This is a genomic window from Dyadobacter tibetensis Y620-1 (assembly GCF_000566685.1).
GTDB lineage: Bacteria > Bacteroidota > Bacteroidia > Cytophagales > Spirosomataceae > Dyadobacter > Dyadobacter tibetensis.
The window spans coordinates 980382-997713 of the sequence record NZ_AZQN01000003.1 but is presented as its reverse complement, the minus strand read 5'-3'; the positions used below and the strand labels follow the sequence as shown (position 1 = coordinate 997713).

Below are 17332 nucleotides of genomic sequence, written 5' to 3'. Positions count from 1 at the left end.
AAAATTATACCTTTAATTCGTCCACATAGTGGTACGGATTTGCCAATAACAGGTATCTTTGTATACTATGAAACAAAATCTTTATTACCCATTCGAAATAATATACAAAGAGGCAGAGCACTATGATGAGCTTAGTCAGGGACAGAATTTCTTTGAACTGGTTTACATTTTGGAAGGCAGCGGCAAACAATATATAAATGGGAATTCATTTGATTACAAGGATGGTCATTTGTTTCTGGTTACTCCAAAGGATTTAAATACGTTTGATATTCAGACCCGGACCAAGTTTCTTTTTATCTGTTTTAACGAGATTTACCTTAAATCAGACTTATTGAAAAATGGATCAAAAGAACAATCTGTCTGGCTTCAGAAGCTTGAATTTATCCTCCATAACGCAACGCACGCGCCTGGCTGTATCCTGAAAACGAATCAGGATAAGGAATTGGTAAAGTCTGTTGTTACAAGCATGGTTAATGAACAGCACAAAAGCGACTTATATAGCAAAGAATTGATCCAGCAGTTAATGAATAGCCTTATTGTTTTGGTGGCACGTTCAATTGCCAAGATCCTCCCAGAAAATCTTTCGGACACTACCGACGAAAAAGTGCAGGGTATTTTTCAGTACATACAACTTAATATCTACGAACCCGACAAGCTGCGAACAAGCGTTATCTGTAGCCATTTCAATGTATCACCCAATTACCTGGGCAAGTTTTTTAAGCACCATGCCGAGGATACTCTTCAGCAGTTTATTATAAAATGTAAACTAAAAATTATTGAAACACGTCTTTTGCATAGTAATAGCAGAATCAGTGAGATTGTGGATGAATTACGATTTACAGACATCAGTCACTTAAATAGATTTTTCAAAAAACATAAGGGGATAAGTCCATCATTATTTAGAAAAAAAAATTTTAGTGAACTGAATGAGGAAACAATGCTGCTGCGGATCTGAATCAATTCGTCAATGGTGGGGATAAGGATAGATGGATCGGTGCTATGGACCTTTCCATGTTTTAAGCACCCTTGTTCTTATCCAAGCTGCCCAAAAACACTAGAGGCCGTCTGCAGATCGCAGACGGCCTCTAGCTATTTGGTGCGCATCGCCGCAGTCGACAACGGGCAGCGTTTTATTTCTTTTTAGTACCTGCCAAACTAGGCTCCTTGGTAATCTGGATAAAATCTACCAGCATTCTTCCAGTCTCAGTGATATATATATCTTTTTTCTTTTTAGCCTTGTCTTCCTTAGGAGTTTCAGGAGCACCTTCTTCTAGATCTTCTTCATCGTCTTCTCCTATGGCTTTTAGCGCTAAACGCTTTTTCTCTGCTTCCTCCCTTTCCACTTTCCTCTTGGACTCCTGTAAGGAAACCACTTTATCCTCTCTGGCCTTTTTAAAGTCATCAAGGGTGTTGACGAGGGTCTTCAGGTCTTCATCAGTAGTAAGTCGCTGATTATATTTCTCTTTCACCTTAGTCAATATCTGATCATTGATCATATTGACCGGTTGGAAATTAGAAGAGGCAATTTTATCCCAAGGTAATGCACTAGGCTCCGATCCTTCTCCATACTCATTGGTTTTAAAAGCAGTAGGGAGCTCAAGGTCGGGAGACACCCCTTTTAACTGCGTACTGCTTCCGTTAACTCTATAGAATTTAGCTACTGTAAGCTTTAATTGTCCCAGCTGAGCAGACTCCTGAGGATCCCATTGATTAAGCTCCACCAAGGTCTGAACGGTTCCTTTGCCGTAGGTCTGCTCCCCTACTATAAGGCCACGCTTATAGTCCTGAATAGCCCCGGCGAAAATTTCAGAGGCGGAGGCACTAAAGCGATTCACCATCACGGCCAAAGGACCATCATAGGCAATGGATGGATCAAGGTCGGACTGCACCTCTACCTCACCCTGACTCTCTTTAACCTGCACAACGGGACCTTTATTAATAAACAACCCGGTTAACGAAACAGCCTCGGTCAGTGATCCACCCCCATTATTGCGGAGATCAATTACAATTCCGTCCACATTTTCCGTCTTTAGCTCGGCAATTAGCTTCTTAACATCTCGGGTGGTGCTCGTAAATTCCTTTTCCCTATGCTGTGCTCCTTCGAAATCTCGATAGAAGAGGGGAATGTCAATCACCCCTACTTTATAATCTTTATTACCCGATTTGATGGAAACAATTTCCTTCTTAGCTCGCTGTTCCTCTAATTTTATCTTTTCTCGAACGATCCTGTATTCTTTCGGCGCTGTTCCCGCCAAGGCATCTGCCGATAGCACCTGAAGTCGTACGACGGTGCCCTTAGGGCCTTTAATCAGTTTTACTGCATCATCGACAAACCAACCCACAATATCAACGATTTTACCATCATCACCCTGGGCCACTCCGATGATCTTATCCTCCTTTTTAAGCTGCTTGCCTTTGAAAGCAGGTCCACCGGGGATAACCTCTACGATCTTAATATAATTATCTTCTTCGCGCAGCACGGCACCAATCCCTTCTAAAGATTGACTCATATCCTGCTTAAAACGATCGGCAGAAGTAGGAGCCAGATAATTGGTATGCGGATCCAGGGATTCGGCATAGGCATTCATAAACATTTGAAAAACCTGCTCTGTGCGAATGCGTGCCAAAGCCCTGTCCCGATACTTATAGCGATCGCTTAGGGTGGACAAATAGGATGAATCCGCCTTGCCCGAGAGCTTTAGGTCGAGTGCTTCACTCTTCAGATACCTCCTCCAGGTATCATTCAGCTCCTCCGTATTTTTGGCCCATACCGCCTTCTCTCGATCCGTATTAATGGACTCATTCTCCGAAAAATCGAAAGGCTTTTTTTCTTCTAATAGCGTATGGATATAATCGCTTCGCTCCTGATATCGTTTTCTAAAGACGTTATAGATCTTAAATGGCACGTCCAATTCTCGCTTCAACAGATAATCATCGAAAGCATAGCGATATTGTTCAAATGCCTCAAGGTCTGAGGCCTGATAATACAATTTGCTGGGATCAATACTGTTGATATACCGATCGAACATGGCCGATGAAAGCGAATCATTCAGAGGTATTTTTCTATAATGTGCATTTCCTAAAAGCCTGGTGGCTATTCCCTCGGCCTTGAACTGGGCAGCAATGGGCTTAATATCCTCCGACAAGGAAGTATCGGCAGGTAAAGATATCCCGGTCTCCCTTTCAGGGCCACTTTGCCATCCCAATAATACCACCGGGATAAGCGTTATAAGGTATTTTTTCATTTTCAAGATAATATGAGTGATCGCAGTAGATTAAACTGCTTTTCGAAAATGGCTTACCCACGTTGGCAAACCGACTAACCACCAGGTAATACAACCCTTTCATGGCATTCCCATAAAAATACTAAAACTATGCCATAATATTTGGACATTAACCTCTGAAAGGGTTGTAAAAATTACAATTTAACTACTTTTAACATTTATTAATTGGAAGGAGCAGCAGCCGGCTCCGTCTTTGGAGTCGTTATTTCTAATAGTTCTACCTCAAAAATAAGAGTAGAATACCCCGGAATCTGTGGGCCAGCCTGACGTTCGCCATAGGCTAAATCATAGGGAATAAATAATTTCCATTTAGAGCCAACTGGCATGAGTTGCAAAGCTTCGGTCCACCCTTTTATTACCCCATTGACAGGAAACTCGACGGGCTCCCCTCTTTCTACCGAGCTGTCGAACACGGTACCATCGATCAGTGTACCATGATAGTGGGTCTTTACCTTGTCTGTAGCTAAGGGCTTGGCTCCCGTACCCATCGTGATCACTTGATACTGTAGCCCCGATTCGGTAGTTTGAACACTATCCTTTTTGCCATTTTCTGCTAAGAAATCGGCTCCAATTTTTTTCATGGCGGCCCCTTTCTCTTCCATTTTATTCTGGAAGTATGTTCCTATAAAACTATTAGCCGTTTCAGAAGTAAAAGCCGTGGGCTTTCCTGCCATTGCCGACTTAATGGTTTGCAACAGAACATCAACATTCAAATCTTCAATACCCTGAGAACTAAGTGAGTTAGAAAAACTTACGCCTATTGCGGCAGACAAAGAATCAGAGGTATTTTTGAGTACATTTACTGCTGGCGCCGCTTTGGCAGGAGCTGGAGCCGCCTTTTTTGCGGCAGGAGCTGCAGCAGGAGCCTTCTTGGCAGTTTGTGCAGTGGAGGGTGTAACGGCAAGCGCAGCCATCAGGGCTGCAGCTAAAATGGATTTCTCTAATTTGTACATTCGAATTTTAAAAAAGATCGGATAAGTAGTAATGCAAGGTGCTAAGTTAATTAGGATTGCCTTTTCAACAAAAACACAATAACAATCTAAAAAAGTTTTGAAAAACGTGTGATTAATGAAGATTAACGCCGTAATTTTAAAATAATTATTTGAAAAAATCAGAAACTTGGAAAAGTATAATTTTATATCTAATGTTTTGGGACGAAACTGATTAATTTATAAAATAAAATCCTACCTTTGCGGCTGATTTCAATATCTTACTACTATACTCTAAATTAGTCAATTATACTATGGTATCTGTTAGACCGGACGAAGTGTCGGCAATCCTGCGCGAACAACTTGCAGGCGCTAAATCGGAAGCCGAACTTGAAGAAGTAGGAACAGTTCTTCAGATCGGTGATGGCGTAGCGCGTATTTACGGCCTTTCACAAGTACAAGCGGGTGAGCTTCTTGTATTCGAAAATGGCCTGAAAGCACTTGCCCTTAACCTCGAAGAAGACAATGTTGGAGCCGTATTATTAGGCGACGCCAGTGACATCAAAGAAGGTGCAACCGTTAAGCGAACCAAAGAGATCGCCTCGGTAAAAGTAGGTGAAGGCATTATTGGCCGCGTGGTGAATACCCTTGCCGAACCCATCGATGGTCATGGACCGATCGTTGGTGAAACTTTCGAGATGCCTTTGGAGCGCAAAGCCCCTGGGGTAATCTACCGTCAGCCAGTAACGGAACCTCTTCAAACTGGTATCAAATCCATCGATGCCATGATTCCTATTGGACGTGGACAACGTGAGTTGATCATTGGTGACCGTCAGACAGGTAAAACTGCTGTGGCCATTGATACCATCATCAATCAAAGAGAATACTTCGAAAAAGGCGAGCCTGTTTTCTGTATCTACGTAGCTTGTGGGCAGAAAGCCTCCACTATCAAGAGCATCGAAGCGACGCTACGTCGTTATGGTGCTATGGATTATACGGTTATTGTAGCCGCAGGAGCTTCGGATCCTTCTCCTATGCAGTTTTATGCGCCATTTACCGGTGCTGCTATCGGTGAGTATTTCCGCGATACTGGTCGCCCTGCTTTGGTTGTTTATGATGACCTTTCCAAACAAGCGGTATCTTACCGTGAAGTTTCTCTCTTGCTTCGTCGTCCTCCAGGTCGGGAAGCATACCCTGGTGATGTATTCTATCTTCACAGCCGTCTTTTGGAGCGTGCTGCCAAGATTATCGCCGATGATGGAATCGCCAGGACAATGAACGACTTGCCTCCTTCCCTGAAAGATAAGGTAAAAGGCGGTGGTTCGCTTACAGCCCTTCCAATTATCGAAACTCAGGCTGGTGACGTTTCTGCCTATATCCCGACTAACGTAATTTCGATTACGGATGGTCAGATTTTCCTTGAATCGAACTTATTTAACTCTGGTATCCGTCCCGCAATTAACGTAGGTATCTCGGTATCACGTGTAGGAGGTAATGCTCAGATCAAGTCGATGAAGAAAGTGTCGGGTACTCTGAAGTTGGATCAGGCCCAGTTCCGTGAACTGGAAGCCTTTGCCAAGTTCGGCTCCGACCTAGATGCTGCTACTAAGCTAGCCATCGACCGGGGACGTCGTAACCAGGAGGTTTTGAAACAACCTCAATATGCACCGGTGCCTGTAGCACAACAGGTAGCCATGGTTTATGCTTCCACTAAGGGTCTTCTGGACAAAGTAGATGAAAACCGCGTGAAGGATTTCGAAACAGATTTCTTAAACGTGATGTCTACTCAGTATAGCGATACCCTTGCTGGACTGGCAGCTGGCAAACTTGACAATAGCGTTACGGACGTTTTGGAAAAAGTAGCCAAGCAAATAGCTGATAAATACAAAGCAATTTAATAGCGTTATATGCCGTCACCAAAGCCGGGAATACCGGAACCTGGTGACGGTCTATAATTTTTAACTTACCTCAAATGGCAAGCTTAAAAGAAGTACGTAACCGCATCACCTCGGTAAATTCGACACAGCAGATCACCAAAGCCATGAAGATGGTAGCGGCAGCTAAGTTGAGAAGGGCTCAGGATAATATTATCCAGATGCGCCCCTATGCTCAGAAACTTAATGAAATGCTGGCTACCGTTTCGGCAGGATCCGAAAGTACCCTGGACAGCCCGCTGAAAGCAGCGCGTCCGGTGGAACGTGTGCTCATCGTGGTCGTAACCTCCGACCGTGGACTTTGCGGCGCATTCAATACCAATATTATCAAAGCAGCATTACAACTTATCGAAAGTAAATATCCGGTTCAGGCAAAAAAAGGCCAGGTCGAAATATTTTCTATAGGAAAGAAAGGACTTGAGGCATTTACACGTAGAGGATTTAAAGTACATGCTGCTTATACGGATACCTTCTCCAGACTTAGCTTTCTTACGGTGAAAGATGCTGCAGAAGAGATAATGACCGGATTTACTAATGGAAAGTTTGACGCTGTAGAACTTGTATTTAACGAGTTTAAAAATGTAGCTACTCAAATTATTCATACCGACCCTTATCTGCCTATCGCAGCCGAGTCGGAGGATCGCCCAGGTAAAAGAACTGAAACTAATTATTCGTTCGAGCCCTCAGAAGAAGAAATTCTTACCGAGCTGATTCCAAAATCATTAAAAATACAATTGTACCGGGCTGTGTTGGAATCCAATGCATCGGAACAAGGTGCCCGTATGACAGCCATGGACAAGGCTACGGAAAATGCACAAGAACTCCTGAAGGAACTGAAGTTGGTATACAACAGAACCCGCCAGGCAGCTATTACTACCGAAATCCTCGAGATTGTTGGTGGAGCAGAGGCACTTAAGAATTAATTTTGGCACCAATATTGATCAAGAGCGGGCAGTTTACTGTTCCGCTCTTTTTTATTTTCTAAGTCCAGCTGATAAATAACTATCGGGAATCTCCATCCCAAATTCGCTACTCAGGACTTGCCGGGCCCTCTCCTCCTCTTCCTGATATATATCCCCGTTAAACAGGGCCCCATGCCCCGATCCTTGGCTGCTGGCCCATCCATGCGTAGCCATGCCCTCATAATCCATATGCTTTGGGTAATAACCCCGTGCAAGCATATCCCGGAACCATTGTACCCCCGTTTCAAACTGAAATAATCCTATAGGTCTGGCCTGACCGTATGGCCAAACTAAGGGCCGGGCCATTTTTAAATTAATCAAAGTGATAAATTCGTTTAGGCGGCATTCCGGTAAAGGCCATGAAGGTTCTTTTTGATTGCAAAAAGCCTGATGTATTAGCGCCCTTGCCTCTAAAGGTGGATACTTAGCAAATAATTCGTCCCGCTCATTCTGGTCGGGTCTGAACTTGAGATACTGAGCCCCCTCACATTTTTGAGCCTTATAAGCCGAACAATTCCAGCACTGCCCAATCTTTCCAATTCCTATATGTCCGCCGATCTGGTCTAAATAGCTTCCTACTATGTCCCCACTGATATACATGTCATTATGGATCAATAAAAGGAAATCTTTGTCACTCTTTTCCCAACCATACTGATACCGAATAGAGTGTCGAAATACAGGAAGTGTGAACAAATATCTCCACTCCAACTGATTTCTATAAAACCACCAGACTTTTGGACGATAATATACGAGCCTGGATCCCAAATGCGCCTTTATGAATTCGAAGCTTTCCCCATGGGGTTGCTTATACTCCTCCACAAAGTAAATCTTATCGATCCACTGTCCAGAGTGCTTTAATAAGCTCTTTAAGGTCACTGCCGTCTGATACGGTTTACCGTACACGCTGATGACTACATCTACAAGGTTGGTAGCTTTCATTTCCCAATACATTTAAACAATTACCATCAACAGGCATTACCCCCAATGTCAATTATTGAGGATATAAACTTTATTAAATGTGTGGGTTAACTCTATACAAAAATAGAAAGAAACCTTATAGACACAAAAAATACTCATCAAGATTTATCTATACGCAAATCAATTAGGCAAAGACAGCCCGGAGTCATCAATTCTTTTTTTTCCAATTCCGGGAATTAATCAGGATATTTAAATGTATATACATTATATGTATGTACAATCAAATAAATATTAATTATGGCTACTAACACAACCTGGGTTATTGACCCTACCCATTCCGAAATTCAGTTCAAAGTAAAACACTTGGTAATTTCCACAGTAACCGGCTCTTTCAAGGAGTTCGAAGGGACAATACAGAGCACAGATGGTGCGTTTGAAGGCGCCTCAGTTAGTTTCAGTGCGGAAACTTCCAGCATAGACACCAATCAAGTGCAGCGTGATGAGCATTTAAAATCGGCTGATTTCTTCGATTCGGTCGCACACCCTAAACTCACCTTCACCAATGGAAAGCTTGTAAAGAAAAGTGGAGACAGCTATTCTTTGGAGGGTTTACTTACCATCAAAGGAGTTAGTAAATCGGTGGTTCTTGACGTCGATTTTGGTGGAAATATGACTGACTTCTATGGGAATGTCAAGTCTGGTTTTGAAGTAACAGGAAAAATAAACAGAAAGGACTTTGGCCTTACCTGGGGAGCTGTGACGGAAGCAGGTGGAGTGGTTGTAGGCGACGAGGTAAAGTTAATAGCCAATATACAGGTAATAAAGCAATAAACAGATTAGCCAGAAATGGGTTGGATTATAAGAATGTTCACAGGCTCAAAGTAGGCTCGGCATTCTTTGAGTCCAACCTACTTTTACTATTTATTTAATACTGTTTATCTTAAAATTTTAGCCATTTGCCTACCTTTGGCAAGTTCATCGACCAGTTTGTCCAACATGCGAATTTGTTGGGTAAGTGGATTCTCGATTTCTTCTATACGATACCCGCAGATCACTCCTCTTATGAGATGAGCGTTGGGGTGTAAATGTGCTTCTTTGAAAAAGAGCTCAAAGGTGACATTGGCTTCAATCAGTGACAAAATCTTCTCTTCGTCGAAACTGGTCAACCAACTTATAACCTGATGCAATTCCTGCAAGGTCCTTCCCTTTTTTTGAATTTTTGCGACATAATGAGGATAGACTGAAGCAAAAGTCAGTTTGGCTATTTTTCGGTGATGCTCCTCCGATGCTTTCATATTGCGAAAAGTTTAATAATACCACAATATCAATTGACTCTAAATACGTAATAACCATCATTCCTTCGAAATCATTAATTGAAGAGTAAATCCTCCGTTATAAATGAATAGTATTTTTATGAGATGTACAAATTAAATGTTTGCATACCAAGAGGAACACCCAACTTATTTTCTTCCAGGAATCACAATGTCCAGGAGCTCTACCCCCTAAATTTTAGACTTCATGAGCCTTGAGAATGATTTTTTTGATAAAAATTAAAATCAACCCATAGATTATCTGGCAAACATGCTTTATCATTACATCTGACAATCAAAATACTGTTACATTGATTATTGAAACACGAGCCTATGCCCGGGCAGGACTTTTAGGCAATCCTTCAGATGGTTTCTTTGGAAAAACCATTTCTATTTCAGTACGAAATTTTGGGGCCTCTATTTCACTTTATGAGTCTCCGGAGTTACAAATAGTTCCTGAACCCCAGGACGGAAGCACCTTTAAAAGTGTCTTTCACTTACGCGATTCGGTCAGTATGCTGGGCTACAATGGAGGAATACCATTAATTAAAGCCGGTATCAAAAAGTTTGGTGACTATTGCGAGCATAACCAGATCAGACTGCCAAACCGAAACTTTACAGTTCGGTACCGCTCTTCTATCCCTCGTCAGGTAGGCATGTCTGGCTCCAGTGCCATTTTGGTAGCCTTATTCAGAGCTTTAATGCAGTTTTATAAGGTGGAAATCCCCCTACCTCTACTTCCACAGCTGGTGATGGAGAGTGAGACAGAGGAGCTCGGCATCGCCGCCGGACTTCAAGACCGGGTGATCCAGTGTTATGAAGGCTGTGTTTATATGGACTTCGATCAGGAAATGATCAAATCCGCTGGTCATGGACGTTACGAGCGCATTGATCCCGCCTCCCTCCCAAAGCTATATGTGGCTTATAATACCAATCTAAGTAAGGTCTCAGGCAAGGTACACAGTGATGTACGGGCACGTTTTGACAGAGGAGAGCCCGAGGTCATCAAGGTTCTAGGCCAGATCGCTGACAAAGCACGACAGGGTTTTGAGGCCCTTAAGGAAGGGCGATCTGATGATCTCCATGGCTTAATGAACGAAAATTTCGATCTGCGTTGCCAGATCTACAATGTCCCGGAGTCCAATAAAAAACTCATCAATGCCGCCCGAAGCTGCGGTGCCTCTGCCAAATTTGCTGGTTCAGGAGGTACGATAATTGGACTCTATCAAGACGATGATATGCTGAATCAATTATTCATTAAGCTCAAGCAATTCAATGCTAGGGTCATCCGTCCCTTTGTCGTCTAACTGAGTAAGCGTATGAGCGCTGATGCTATTTAATTTTTAAAATAATATACCTATAAATCCGACCATTCCAAAGCGCTAATTACGCTCTAACTGGTCTCATGCCTATAATCCATATGATTCGTAAAGCCGTCATTCCTGCCGCCGGACTCGGCACTCGCTTTTTGCCTGCCACCAAGTCCATGCCCAAGGAGATGCTCCCCATTATCGATATCCCTACCATTCAATATGTGGTACAGGAGGCCGTTGACTCGGGAATAGAAGATATACTCATTATTTCTGGAAAGGGTAAACGCGCCATTGAAGACCATTTCGACAGGAATGTTGAGCTGGAAAGCCGTTTGGAAGAAAAAGAAGACCTAATCTGGTTTAACGAAATGCGACGCCTGGCCGATATGGCCAACGTTCATTTTGTACGCCAGAAAGAAGCCAATGGTCTGGGTGATGCTATTAACTATGCCCGTCATCATGTGGGCAATGAGCCCTTCGCCGTCCTACTGGGTGATACCATTATGGACTCCGTAATTCCCGTAACGCAACAACTGATGGACACCTATGAGCAATATGGGGGATCGGTGATAGCCGTCGAACAAGTTCCCAGCAATAAGGTAGATCGATATGGTATTGTGGGGGGTAATGCTTTAAGTGATACCATCCTGGAGCTAACCACCCTTATAGAAAAACCTGCGCTCGATATGGCACCTTCCAATCTGGCCATTGCGGGTCGCTATATTCTAAGTCCAGAGATTTTCCAAGCCATTGATCAGACTCCTAAGGGAAAAAACAACGAGATTCAACTGACAGATTCCCTGCTCCTGTTATTGAAGAGAGAAAGTATTTTTGCCCATCATATCGAAGGCAAACGCCACGATATTGGCAATAAATTAGATTATCTGAAAACCACCGTCGAATTTGCCCTCAAAAGAAAAGAATTTGCCGCACCTTTCCGCAAATTTCTAGAAGAGATACTAGCGCAATAGTCCCTATGCCCGTCCATATTCAGCTAAAACTGAATATGAACGGGCATATCTACACTTAATTCTATCGAAAATCCCAGCATCTGTAAGGCATTTACTTCGTGTGTTGTATTTTTTAAAATTTTTTAATTAAATTTAAAAAAAGAGAATCAATCCACGATACCATTGTCCAGTAATATGCCTACTTCAAAGGATAATCCTGACATTGAAAAGGTCTGGGAACAATTTCGCTTTGGCAATAAAGAGGCTATGGAACAACTAGCAGCACTCTTCTACCGGAGCTTGTATAACTATGGCCTAAAACTAAGCCAAGATTCCGAAATGGTTCAGGATGGTATTCAGGAATTGTTTCTGGAATTATGGACGCGAGGCCGGAAGTTACCCAACACACCTTTCGTAAAGACCTACTTGTTACGTGCCTTGCGCAATAAAATAGTTAAGGAGAGTCTGAGGCTGAAGCGCATTCGAGAGGCAGAGGACCTGGCCTTCTACGCCCGTCATGAACCCTCTATCGAAAGCAAATGGATGGAAAATGAATCGGAACGGGAACAAATAGAACGACTAAAATTACTAATCTCCGGTCTCGCCAAGCGCCAGCAGGAAGTAATTTATCTGAGATTTTACCAAAATCAGAGTCAGGAGGAGATAGCACATATAATGAACCTAAACAAGCAAAGTGTTGCCAATCTACTTCATAGAACCTTGTCGGACCTTCGCAACAGATGGCCTCAGGTAATATTCGCTCTCTGGAGCTGGAGTCAGCTGAAGCTTCATCCAACCACTCTTTAAATTTTTTCAATTTCTTTTTCTTTTTTATGGGTATCAGTCCAGGCTTTTGAGAACTATAGTAAAAAGACAAGATGGTTTCCATCAGAGTCATCCCTTTACGCATAGCAGACCATGGATGAAAAGGCCCTTATAGAAGCAGAAGATCTGATTTTGGTTCCTCAATTTCAGCAACATATTCGTAGCGCCACGGCCGAGTCAGAACGATACTGGCAAGCCTGGCGAGAGCATTCTGCGCTACATGAGAACCAATACAGCAAAGCCCGACTATTACTGTTAGCCTTGGACGAACAATACCGTGACGACCTTTCCGAGGAAGATTTGAACCGAAGTCTGCAAATTTTGTCCGAGAAGGCTTTAAATTTTGAATCCAGAAGCCCCTCTTTGAAAATCCCATTTACCTGGTGGAAAGTAGCAGCCCTACTCATTTTCGGTATGGGCCTCGGCTATTGGTGGTATCGTAATACCGAGACGATGGCCCCGCAAAACCAAATGGCGGAAGTTACCGATATAAATGCTTCAGGCGAAAAAATTATACGCAACCTATCGGATTCCGCACAAACTACCTTATTGGACGATGGGTCGGTCGTCATACTTTCTGCCAATAGCTCAATGAAGATTGGCACCGATTATGACTTGAAAGATCGGAGGGTACAGATTTGGGGAGAGGCCTACTTTGAAGTATTTCCTAATCCTAACAAACCCTTCGTAGTGCTCCTGGGGCAAACCATGACCAGGGTACTGGGCACGAAATTTACCCTAAGCACTCAGAAAGATCGGAATTCTGTGCACTTATCAGTGCATTCCGGAAAAGTGGCTTTTTATAAGTCCGATGAAAACGCTTCTTTCGAAAAGTCTATTGGCTTAATTCTGACTGCGAATCAGCAAGCCCTTTACCGGGCTCAAGATCAGAGCATGCAACGGTTACGGGTCCCAACGAAGGCGCCGGAATCCTTGCAGGAATACATATACGACGACACACCCGTGGCTGTAGTGCTTATGCAACTGGAGCAACAATATGGAATGGAGATTATTTTCGAGAAAGAGATATTTTCTGACTGTCCGATTACCACTTCCTTTACCAAGGAGTCCCTGCTGGAGCGTATCGATATTATTTGCCAGGCCGTTGCTGCACATTATGAAATCGAAAATGGCAAAATTCGCATTAGCGGACCGGGCTGCCCAGCTCACTAAAACTAGTAACTATTCCTAAACCTATATAATTATTTTAAATTCCTAACCCTTAATTTTCTTACAGCTAAACCACCTGCCTATGAGAGACAATACCTAATAAATGATGGGTGATGTTGACAGCATCACCCACCCAATATCCCTAAACATTTCAATGTGCTTCACAACTTTTTGACAGAAAGTTGAACGGGATACTATTGCCCTATACCGAAACTGTATCAAACAATAATCAAATTTATGGAAAAACTTAGACAAGTGCTTCGGCTCCTGCGTGTTGTTATGAAAATATCATTACCACAATTCCTACTGATCGCCTTATTTGCAGGGATATGCCTGGCCAAACCGGTAGAGGCCCAGACTTCTCTGGATCAGAAAATAAGTATTCATACCGGCAACGTTTACCTAAAACAGGCCTTAAATGAAATACAGAAAAAGGCCAATATAAGATTCACTTACAGCTCGGCTATCATACCGGCTCGGCAGAAGGTTACTCTGGATATGGACGACAAACCACTTTCAGAAGTGCTCCATCATCTTTTCTCCCCCCTGCATGTCAATTATAGTGTTAAGGGCAACCAAATCATCCTTCGTCAGAAGGAGTCTGTACCCAGTAAGGTAGAACCTTTGACGGTAGTCCGAAAAATGGCAGAACGACTGGTGAAAGGCACCGTAAAGGACGCGCAAGGAGAACCACTGCCCGGTGTCAGTGTCAAACTGATGGGCTCATTGCTTGGAACGATCACAGATCCCGAAGGAGCGTTTCAGCTTTTAGTGCCCGAGAAAGACGGTACCCTGCTCTTTAGCTTTGTAGGATTCGAGGCCAAAGAGATTCCATTCAGTAATCAATCGATTCTGGAGGTGGTACTGCAGGCCGACATAAAGGCTTTGAACGAGGTTGTGGTAATAGGATATGGCACCCAGAAAAAAGGCAATGTCACCGGGGCCGTTACGACTGTAAAGATGGATGAGATAGTAGGAGATCGGCCAACTAATAATACAGCTCAGGCATTACAAGGGGCTATTCCCGGACTTCAAATTGCACCCAGCACAGGGAAACCCGGAGATACCGCAGGTTTACAAATCCGCGGATTCGAATCCATAAACGGTGGTAACCCTCTTGTGCTGGTTGATAATGTTCCTATGAATATTAACGACATCAATCCCAGAGATATAGAAACCGTAACCGTGCTGAAAGATGCGGCCGCCTCGGCCATATATGGAGGACGTGCAGCATTCGGGGTGGTATTGATCACGACCAAACAAGGAAAGAGAAATCAGCCTATCAAATTTGATTATTCCACAAATATTGCTGTCAGCAGTGCGGTATCGCTGCCAGAAAAGGTCTCTGCGTTACAGTTTGCCCAAACCCTTCAAGATTATGGACAGACCAGGTATTATACGGGGCAGGTTCTTACCGACTGGGTAGGCTATTTGAACGATTATAAGGTCAATCCATCCAAATATCCTAATGGGATAGCCGTAGATGCCAATAACCAGGAATATCCCTTAAGAGAACACGATCTTGTTAAGGATTTTATGGGTAAGGGGTTCGAACAGCTTCATAACCTTTCCTTCTCAGGAGGCTCAGAAAATTCGAGCTACCGAGTTTCCATGGGCTATTCCAATGAAGATGGTATCATGGTAACGGACAAGGACAACTTTAAGAAATTCAACGTAAATGCCTTGCTCAATACCCAGTTGACTAGAAAGCTGGAAAGCAGTATCAATGTATTTTATAAGAATCAGCAGCAGCAGACGCCATATGGGACGCAAAATATATTCCGCATTGCTTCAACTTATGGAAATTTCAATGGTCAGGGCTATAGGGAAATGTCAGATGGGCGCAGCATCCCCTACTACACCCCTTATAATTTGCTACAGTTAGAGCCTGCTATTAAAAATTTCGGTGACAATCTCCGGCTATTTGGTAAGCTAACTTATGAGCCCATTGCCAACTTAAAAATTAACGGGGAATATACCTTTAGTAAAACGGGCAATAATACCCGGGAATACAACGCCAATAACGCTTATATTTCTGCTCCCATAGAGGTGTACCAGTTCAACACCCGTACCCGCTATTTCCGCTCAACAGCCAACACGGATTATCATGCTGTGAACCTATACGGAAATTATCAGAAATCGTTTGGCCCACATATTCTAGACTTCACTGCCGGTACCAATTACGAAAACAGCAGATATGAAACCTTCAGCGCCGCCCGCCTGGACGTATTCAGTGCACAAGTACCCTCCTTAAGCACCGCTGATAATGCTAATATGACCAACGGAGACGGATTTAGCGAGTATGCCATTATGGGGGCTTTTGGGCGGGTAGCCTACAACTATCAAGACAAATATCTTTTCGAAGCCAATGGCCGTTACGATGGCTCGTCCCGTTTTGCCAAAACCAATCGATATGGATTTTTCCCTTCCTTCTCAGCAGGCTGGGTACTAAGTGAAGAGTCCTTTATGAAGCCTTTACAACCTATCGTCTCCAACCTGAAAATCAGGGCCTCCTGGGGTGAAATAGGGAATCAGGTAGTGGGAAATGATTACCCATATATTCCGGGGATGAACAGTACCCAGGCGAGCTGGATCAATTACGATACGAACTTACGCCCCATTACCCTATCTCCTCCTTCTCTGGTGAGTGCCAATTTCACCTGGGAAACGGTACGCTCCGCCAATTTAGGCTTGGATGTAACCTTGCTAAAGGGGAAAATGAACACCTCGATCGATCTGTTTAAACGACAAACCCTTAATATGCTTCGTCAGGGAGTCGAACTCCCCGCAGTATTGGGCACTTCTGCTCCTCTGCAGAATGTCGCCGATCTGGAATCCAAGGGCTGGGAATGGAATGTGAGCTGGAAGGAGCGTCATGGAGACTTCTCTTATTCGGTAGGCTTCAACCTGTCTGACAATAAAGCCTTCATAACTAAAATACAAAATGAATCGGGAAATATTAATGATCCCTATTATAATGGGTATCAAATAGGCCAAATATGGGGATATGAAACGGACGGTTTCTATACTGCTAACGATTTTAATGAAGGGACTCTTGATGACCGATTGATGATTAAAACCCTTGCCAATCATTTAAAAGATGGCTTACCAAGGGTAGAAGGAGTATTTCATAATCCTGGTGATGTGCGCTATGTCGACCTGAATGGGGACGGGATTATCAATCCTGGTAATAACACGCTGGAAAATCCGGGAGACCGGAAGATAATAGGAAATAGCAATAGAAGATTCCAATATGGGTTGAATGCTCATCTGGCCTATAAGGGATTCGATCTTAGCCTTTTCGCTCAAGGCGTTGGTAAGAGAGACTTATGGATTAGCAATAGTTTGTTCTGGCCTGGAGCAGGTTTTGACATGGTTTACAAACATCAGCTCGACTATTGGACTCCACAGACTCCAGATGCCTATTTCGCCCGGACCTATACCGATGGAGGAAATAATACCGCTGTCAACCGAAGAGTACAATCGAAATACCTGACCAACGGAGCCTATCTTCGCCTTAAAAATATACAATTCGGTTATAATATCCCGGCCTCTTTACTGGAGCCTATTTTCGTCAAAAGACTTCGGCTTTTCTTTTCTGGTGAAAACCTGCTCACCCTGGATCATCTACCCAATGGTATGGAGGCCGATTTGGCAGTGATAAACAGTGGTTTTTCCTACCCATTTTTGAAGAAGTATAGCTTCGGTGTTAACATCTCCTTTTGACCATTAAATTG

At 43.3% G+C, this 17332-nt stretch carries 13 protein-coding genes; 9 read left to right on the top strand and 4 right to left on the bottom strand.

Annotated elements, in window-relative coordinates; genetic code table 11:
• The first annotated feature begins 67 nt into the window (after window positions 1-67).
• A complete protein-coding gene (locus X939_RS0111140; RefSeq protein ID WP_025763347.1) occupies window positions 68-955 on the top strand; it encodes an AraC family transcriptional regulator in 888 nt (295 codons plus the stop codon).
• 175 nt (window positions 956-1130) lie between these two features.
• Here X939_RS0111140 and X939_RS0111135 read toward each other — a convergent pair whose 3' ends face one another.
• Window positions 1131-3245: a carboxy terminal-processing peptidase gene (locus X939_RS0111135; RefSeq protein WP_025763346.1), complete on the bottom strand. Its 2115-nt coding sequence runs from the start codon at window positions 3243-3245 to the stop codon at window positions 1131-1133.
• Between the two features lie 200 nt (window positions 3246-3445).
• A complete protein-coding gene (bamJ, locus tag X939_RS0111130; RefSeq protein ID WP_025763345.1) occupies window positions 3446-4237 on the bottom strand; it encodes a BamJ family beta-barrel-assembly machinery protein in 792 nt (263 codons plus the stop codon).
• A gap of 290 nt (window positions 4238-4527) precedes the next feature.
• Between bamJ and atpA the strand changes: the two genes are divergently transcribed.
• Entirely contained in the window at window positions 4528-6111 is a 1584-nt protein-coding gene (gene atpA, locus X939_RS0111125; protein ID WP_025763344.1) for a F0F1 ATP synthase subunit alpha, read from the top strand.
• A 74-nt stretch (window positions 6112-6185) separates the two neighbouring features.
• Complete coding sequence (gene atpG / locus X939_RS0111120; protein ID WP_025763343.1) at window positions 6186-7070, top strand: ATP synthase F1 subunit gamma; 885 nt, start codon at window positions 6186-6188, stop codon at window positions 7068-7070.
• A 51-nt stretch (window positions 7071-7121) separates the two neighbouring features.
• Here the strand turns inward: atpG and X939_RS0111115 are convergent, their stop codons facing one another.
• Window positions 7122-8048 carry a hypothetical protein gene (locus X939_RS0111115; RefSeq protein ID WP_025763342.1) on the bottom strand — a complete coding sequence of 309 codons (927 nt, stop codon included), beginning with the start codon at window positions 8046-8048 and terminating at the stop codon, window positions 7122-7124.
• A 276-nt stretch (window positions 8049-8324) separates the two neighbouring features.
• On the opposite strand from X939_RS0111115, the gene X939_RS0111110 reads away from it, so the two are divergent.
• Window positions 8325-8858: a YceI family protein gene (locus tag X939_RS0111110; protein ID WP_025763341.1), complete on the top strand. Its 534-nt coding sequence runs from the start codon at window positions 8325-8327 to the stop codon at window positions 8856-8858.
• Between the two features lie 104 nt (window positions 8859-8962).
• On the opposite strand, the gene X939_RS0111105 is transcribed toward X939_RS0111110, so the two are convergent.
• Window positions 8963-9322 carry a DUF2200 domain-containing protein gene (locus X939_RS0111105; RefSeq protein ID WP_025763340.1) on the bottom strand — a complete coding sequence of 120 codons (360 nt, stop codon included), beginning with the start codon at window positions 9320-9322 and terminating at the stop codon, window positions 8963-8965.
• Between the two features lie 326 nt (window positions 9323-9648).
• On the opposite strand from X939_RS0111105, the gene X939_RS0111100 reads away from it, so the two are divergent.
• The 5 genes from X939_RS0111100 to X939_RS0111080 all read left to right on the top strand — a co-directional run bounded on the left by X939_RS0111100 (window position 9649) and on the right by X939_RS0111080 (window position 17321).
• On the top strand, window positions 9649-10644 hold the full coding sequence (locus tag X939_RS0111100) for a mevalonate kinase family protein (RefSeq protein ID WP_025763339.1): 996 nt from the start codon (window positions 9649-9651) through the stop codon (window positions 10642-10644).
• A gap of 113 nt (window positions 10645-10757) precedes the next feature.
• On the top strand, window positions 10758-11621 hold the full coding sequence (gene galU, locus X939_RS0111095; RefSeq protein WP_025763338.1) for a UTP--glucose-1-phosphate uridylyltransferase GalU: 864 nt from the start codon (window positions 10758-10760) through the stop codon (window positions 11619-11621).
• A 174-nt stretch (window positions 11622-11795) separates the two neighbouring features.
• Window positions 11796-12407 (top strand): RNA polymerase sigma factor, encoded by a 612-nt coding sequence (locus tag X939_RS0111090; RefSeq protein WP_025763337.1) that lies wholly within the window; start codon window positions 11796-11798, stop codon window positions 12405-12407.
• A 111-nt stretch (window positions 12408-12518) separates the two neighbouring features.
• Window positions 12519-13598 (top strand): FecR family protein, encoded by a 1080-nt coding sequence (locus X939_RS0111085; RefSeq protein WP_025763336.1) that lies wholly within the window; start codon window positions 12519-12521, stop codon window positions 13596-13598.
• 234 nt (window positions 13599-13832) lie between these two features.
• On the top strand, window positions 13833-17321 hold the full coding sequence (locus tag X939_RS0111080; RefSeq protein ID WP_084299428.1) for a TonB-dependent receptor: 3489 nt from the start codon (window positions 13833-13835) through the stop codon (window positions 17319-17321).
• The last annotated feature ends 11 nt before the right edge of the window (window positions 17322-17332 follow it).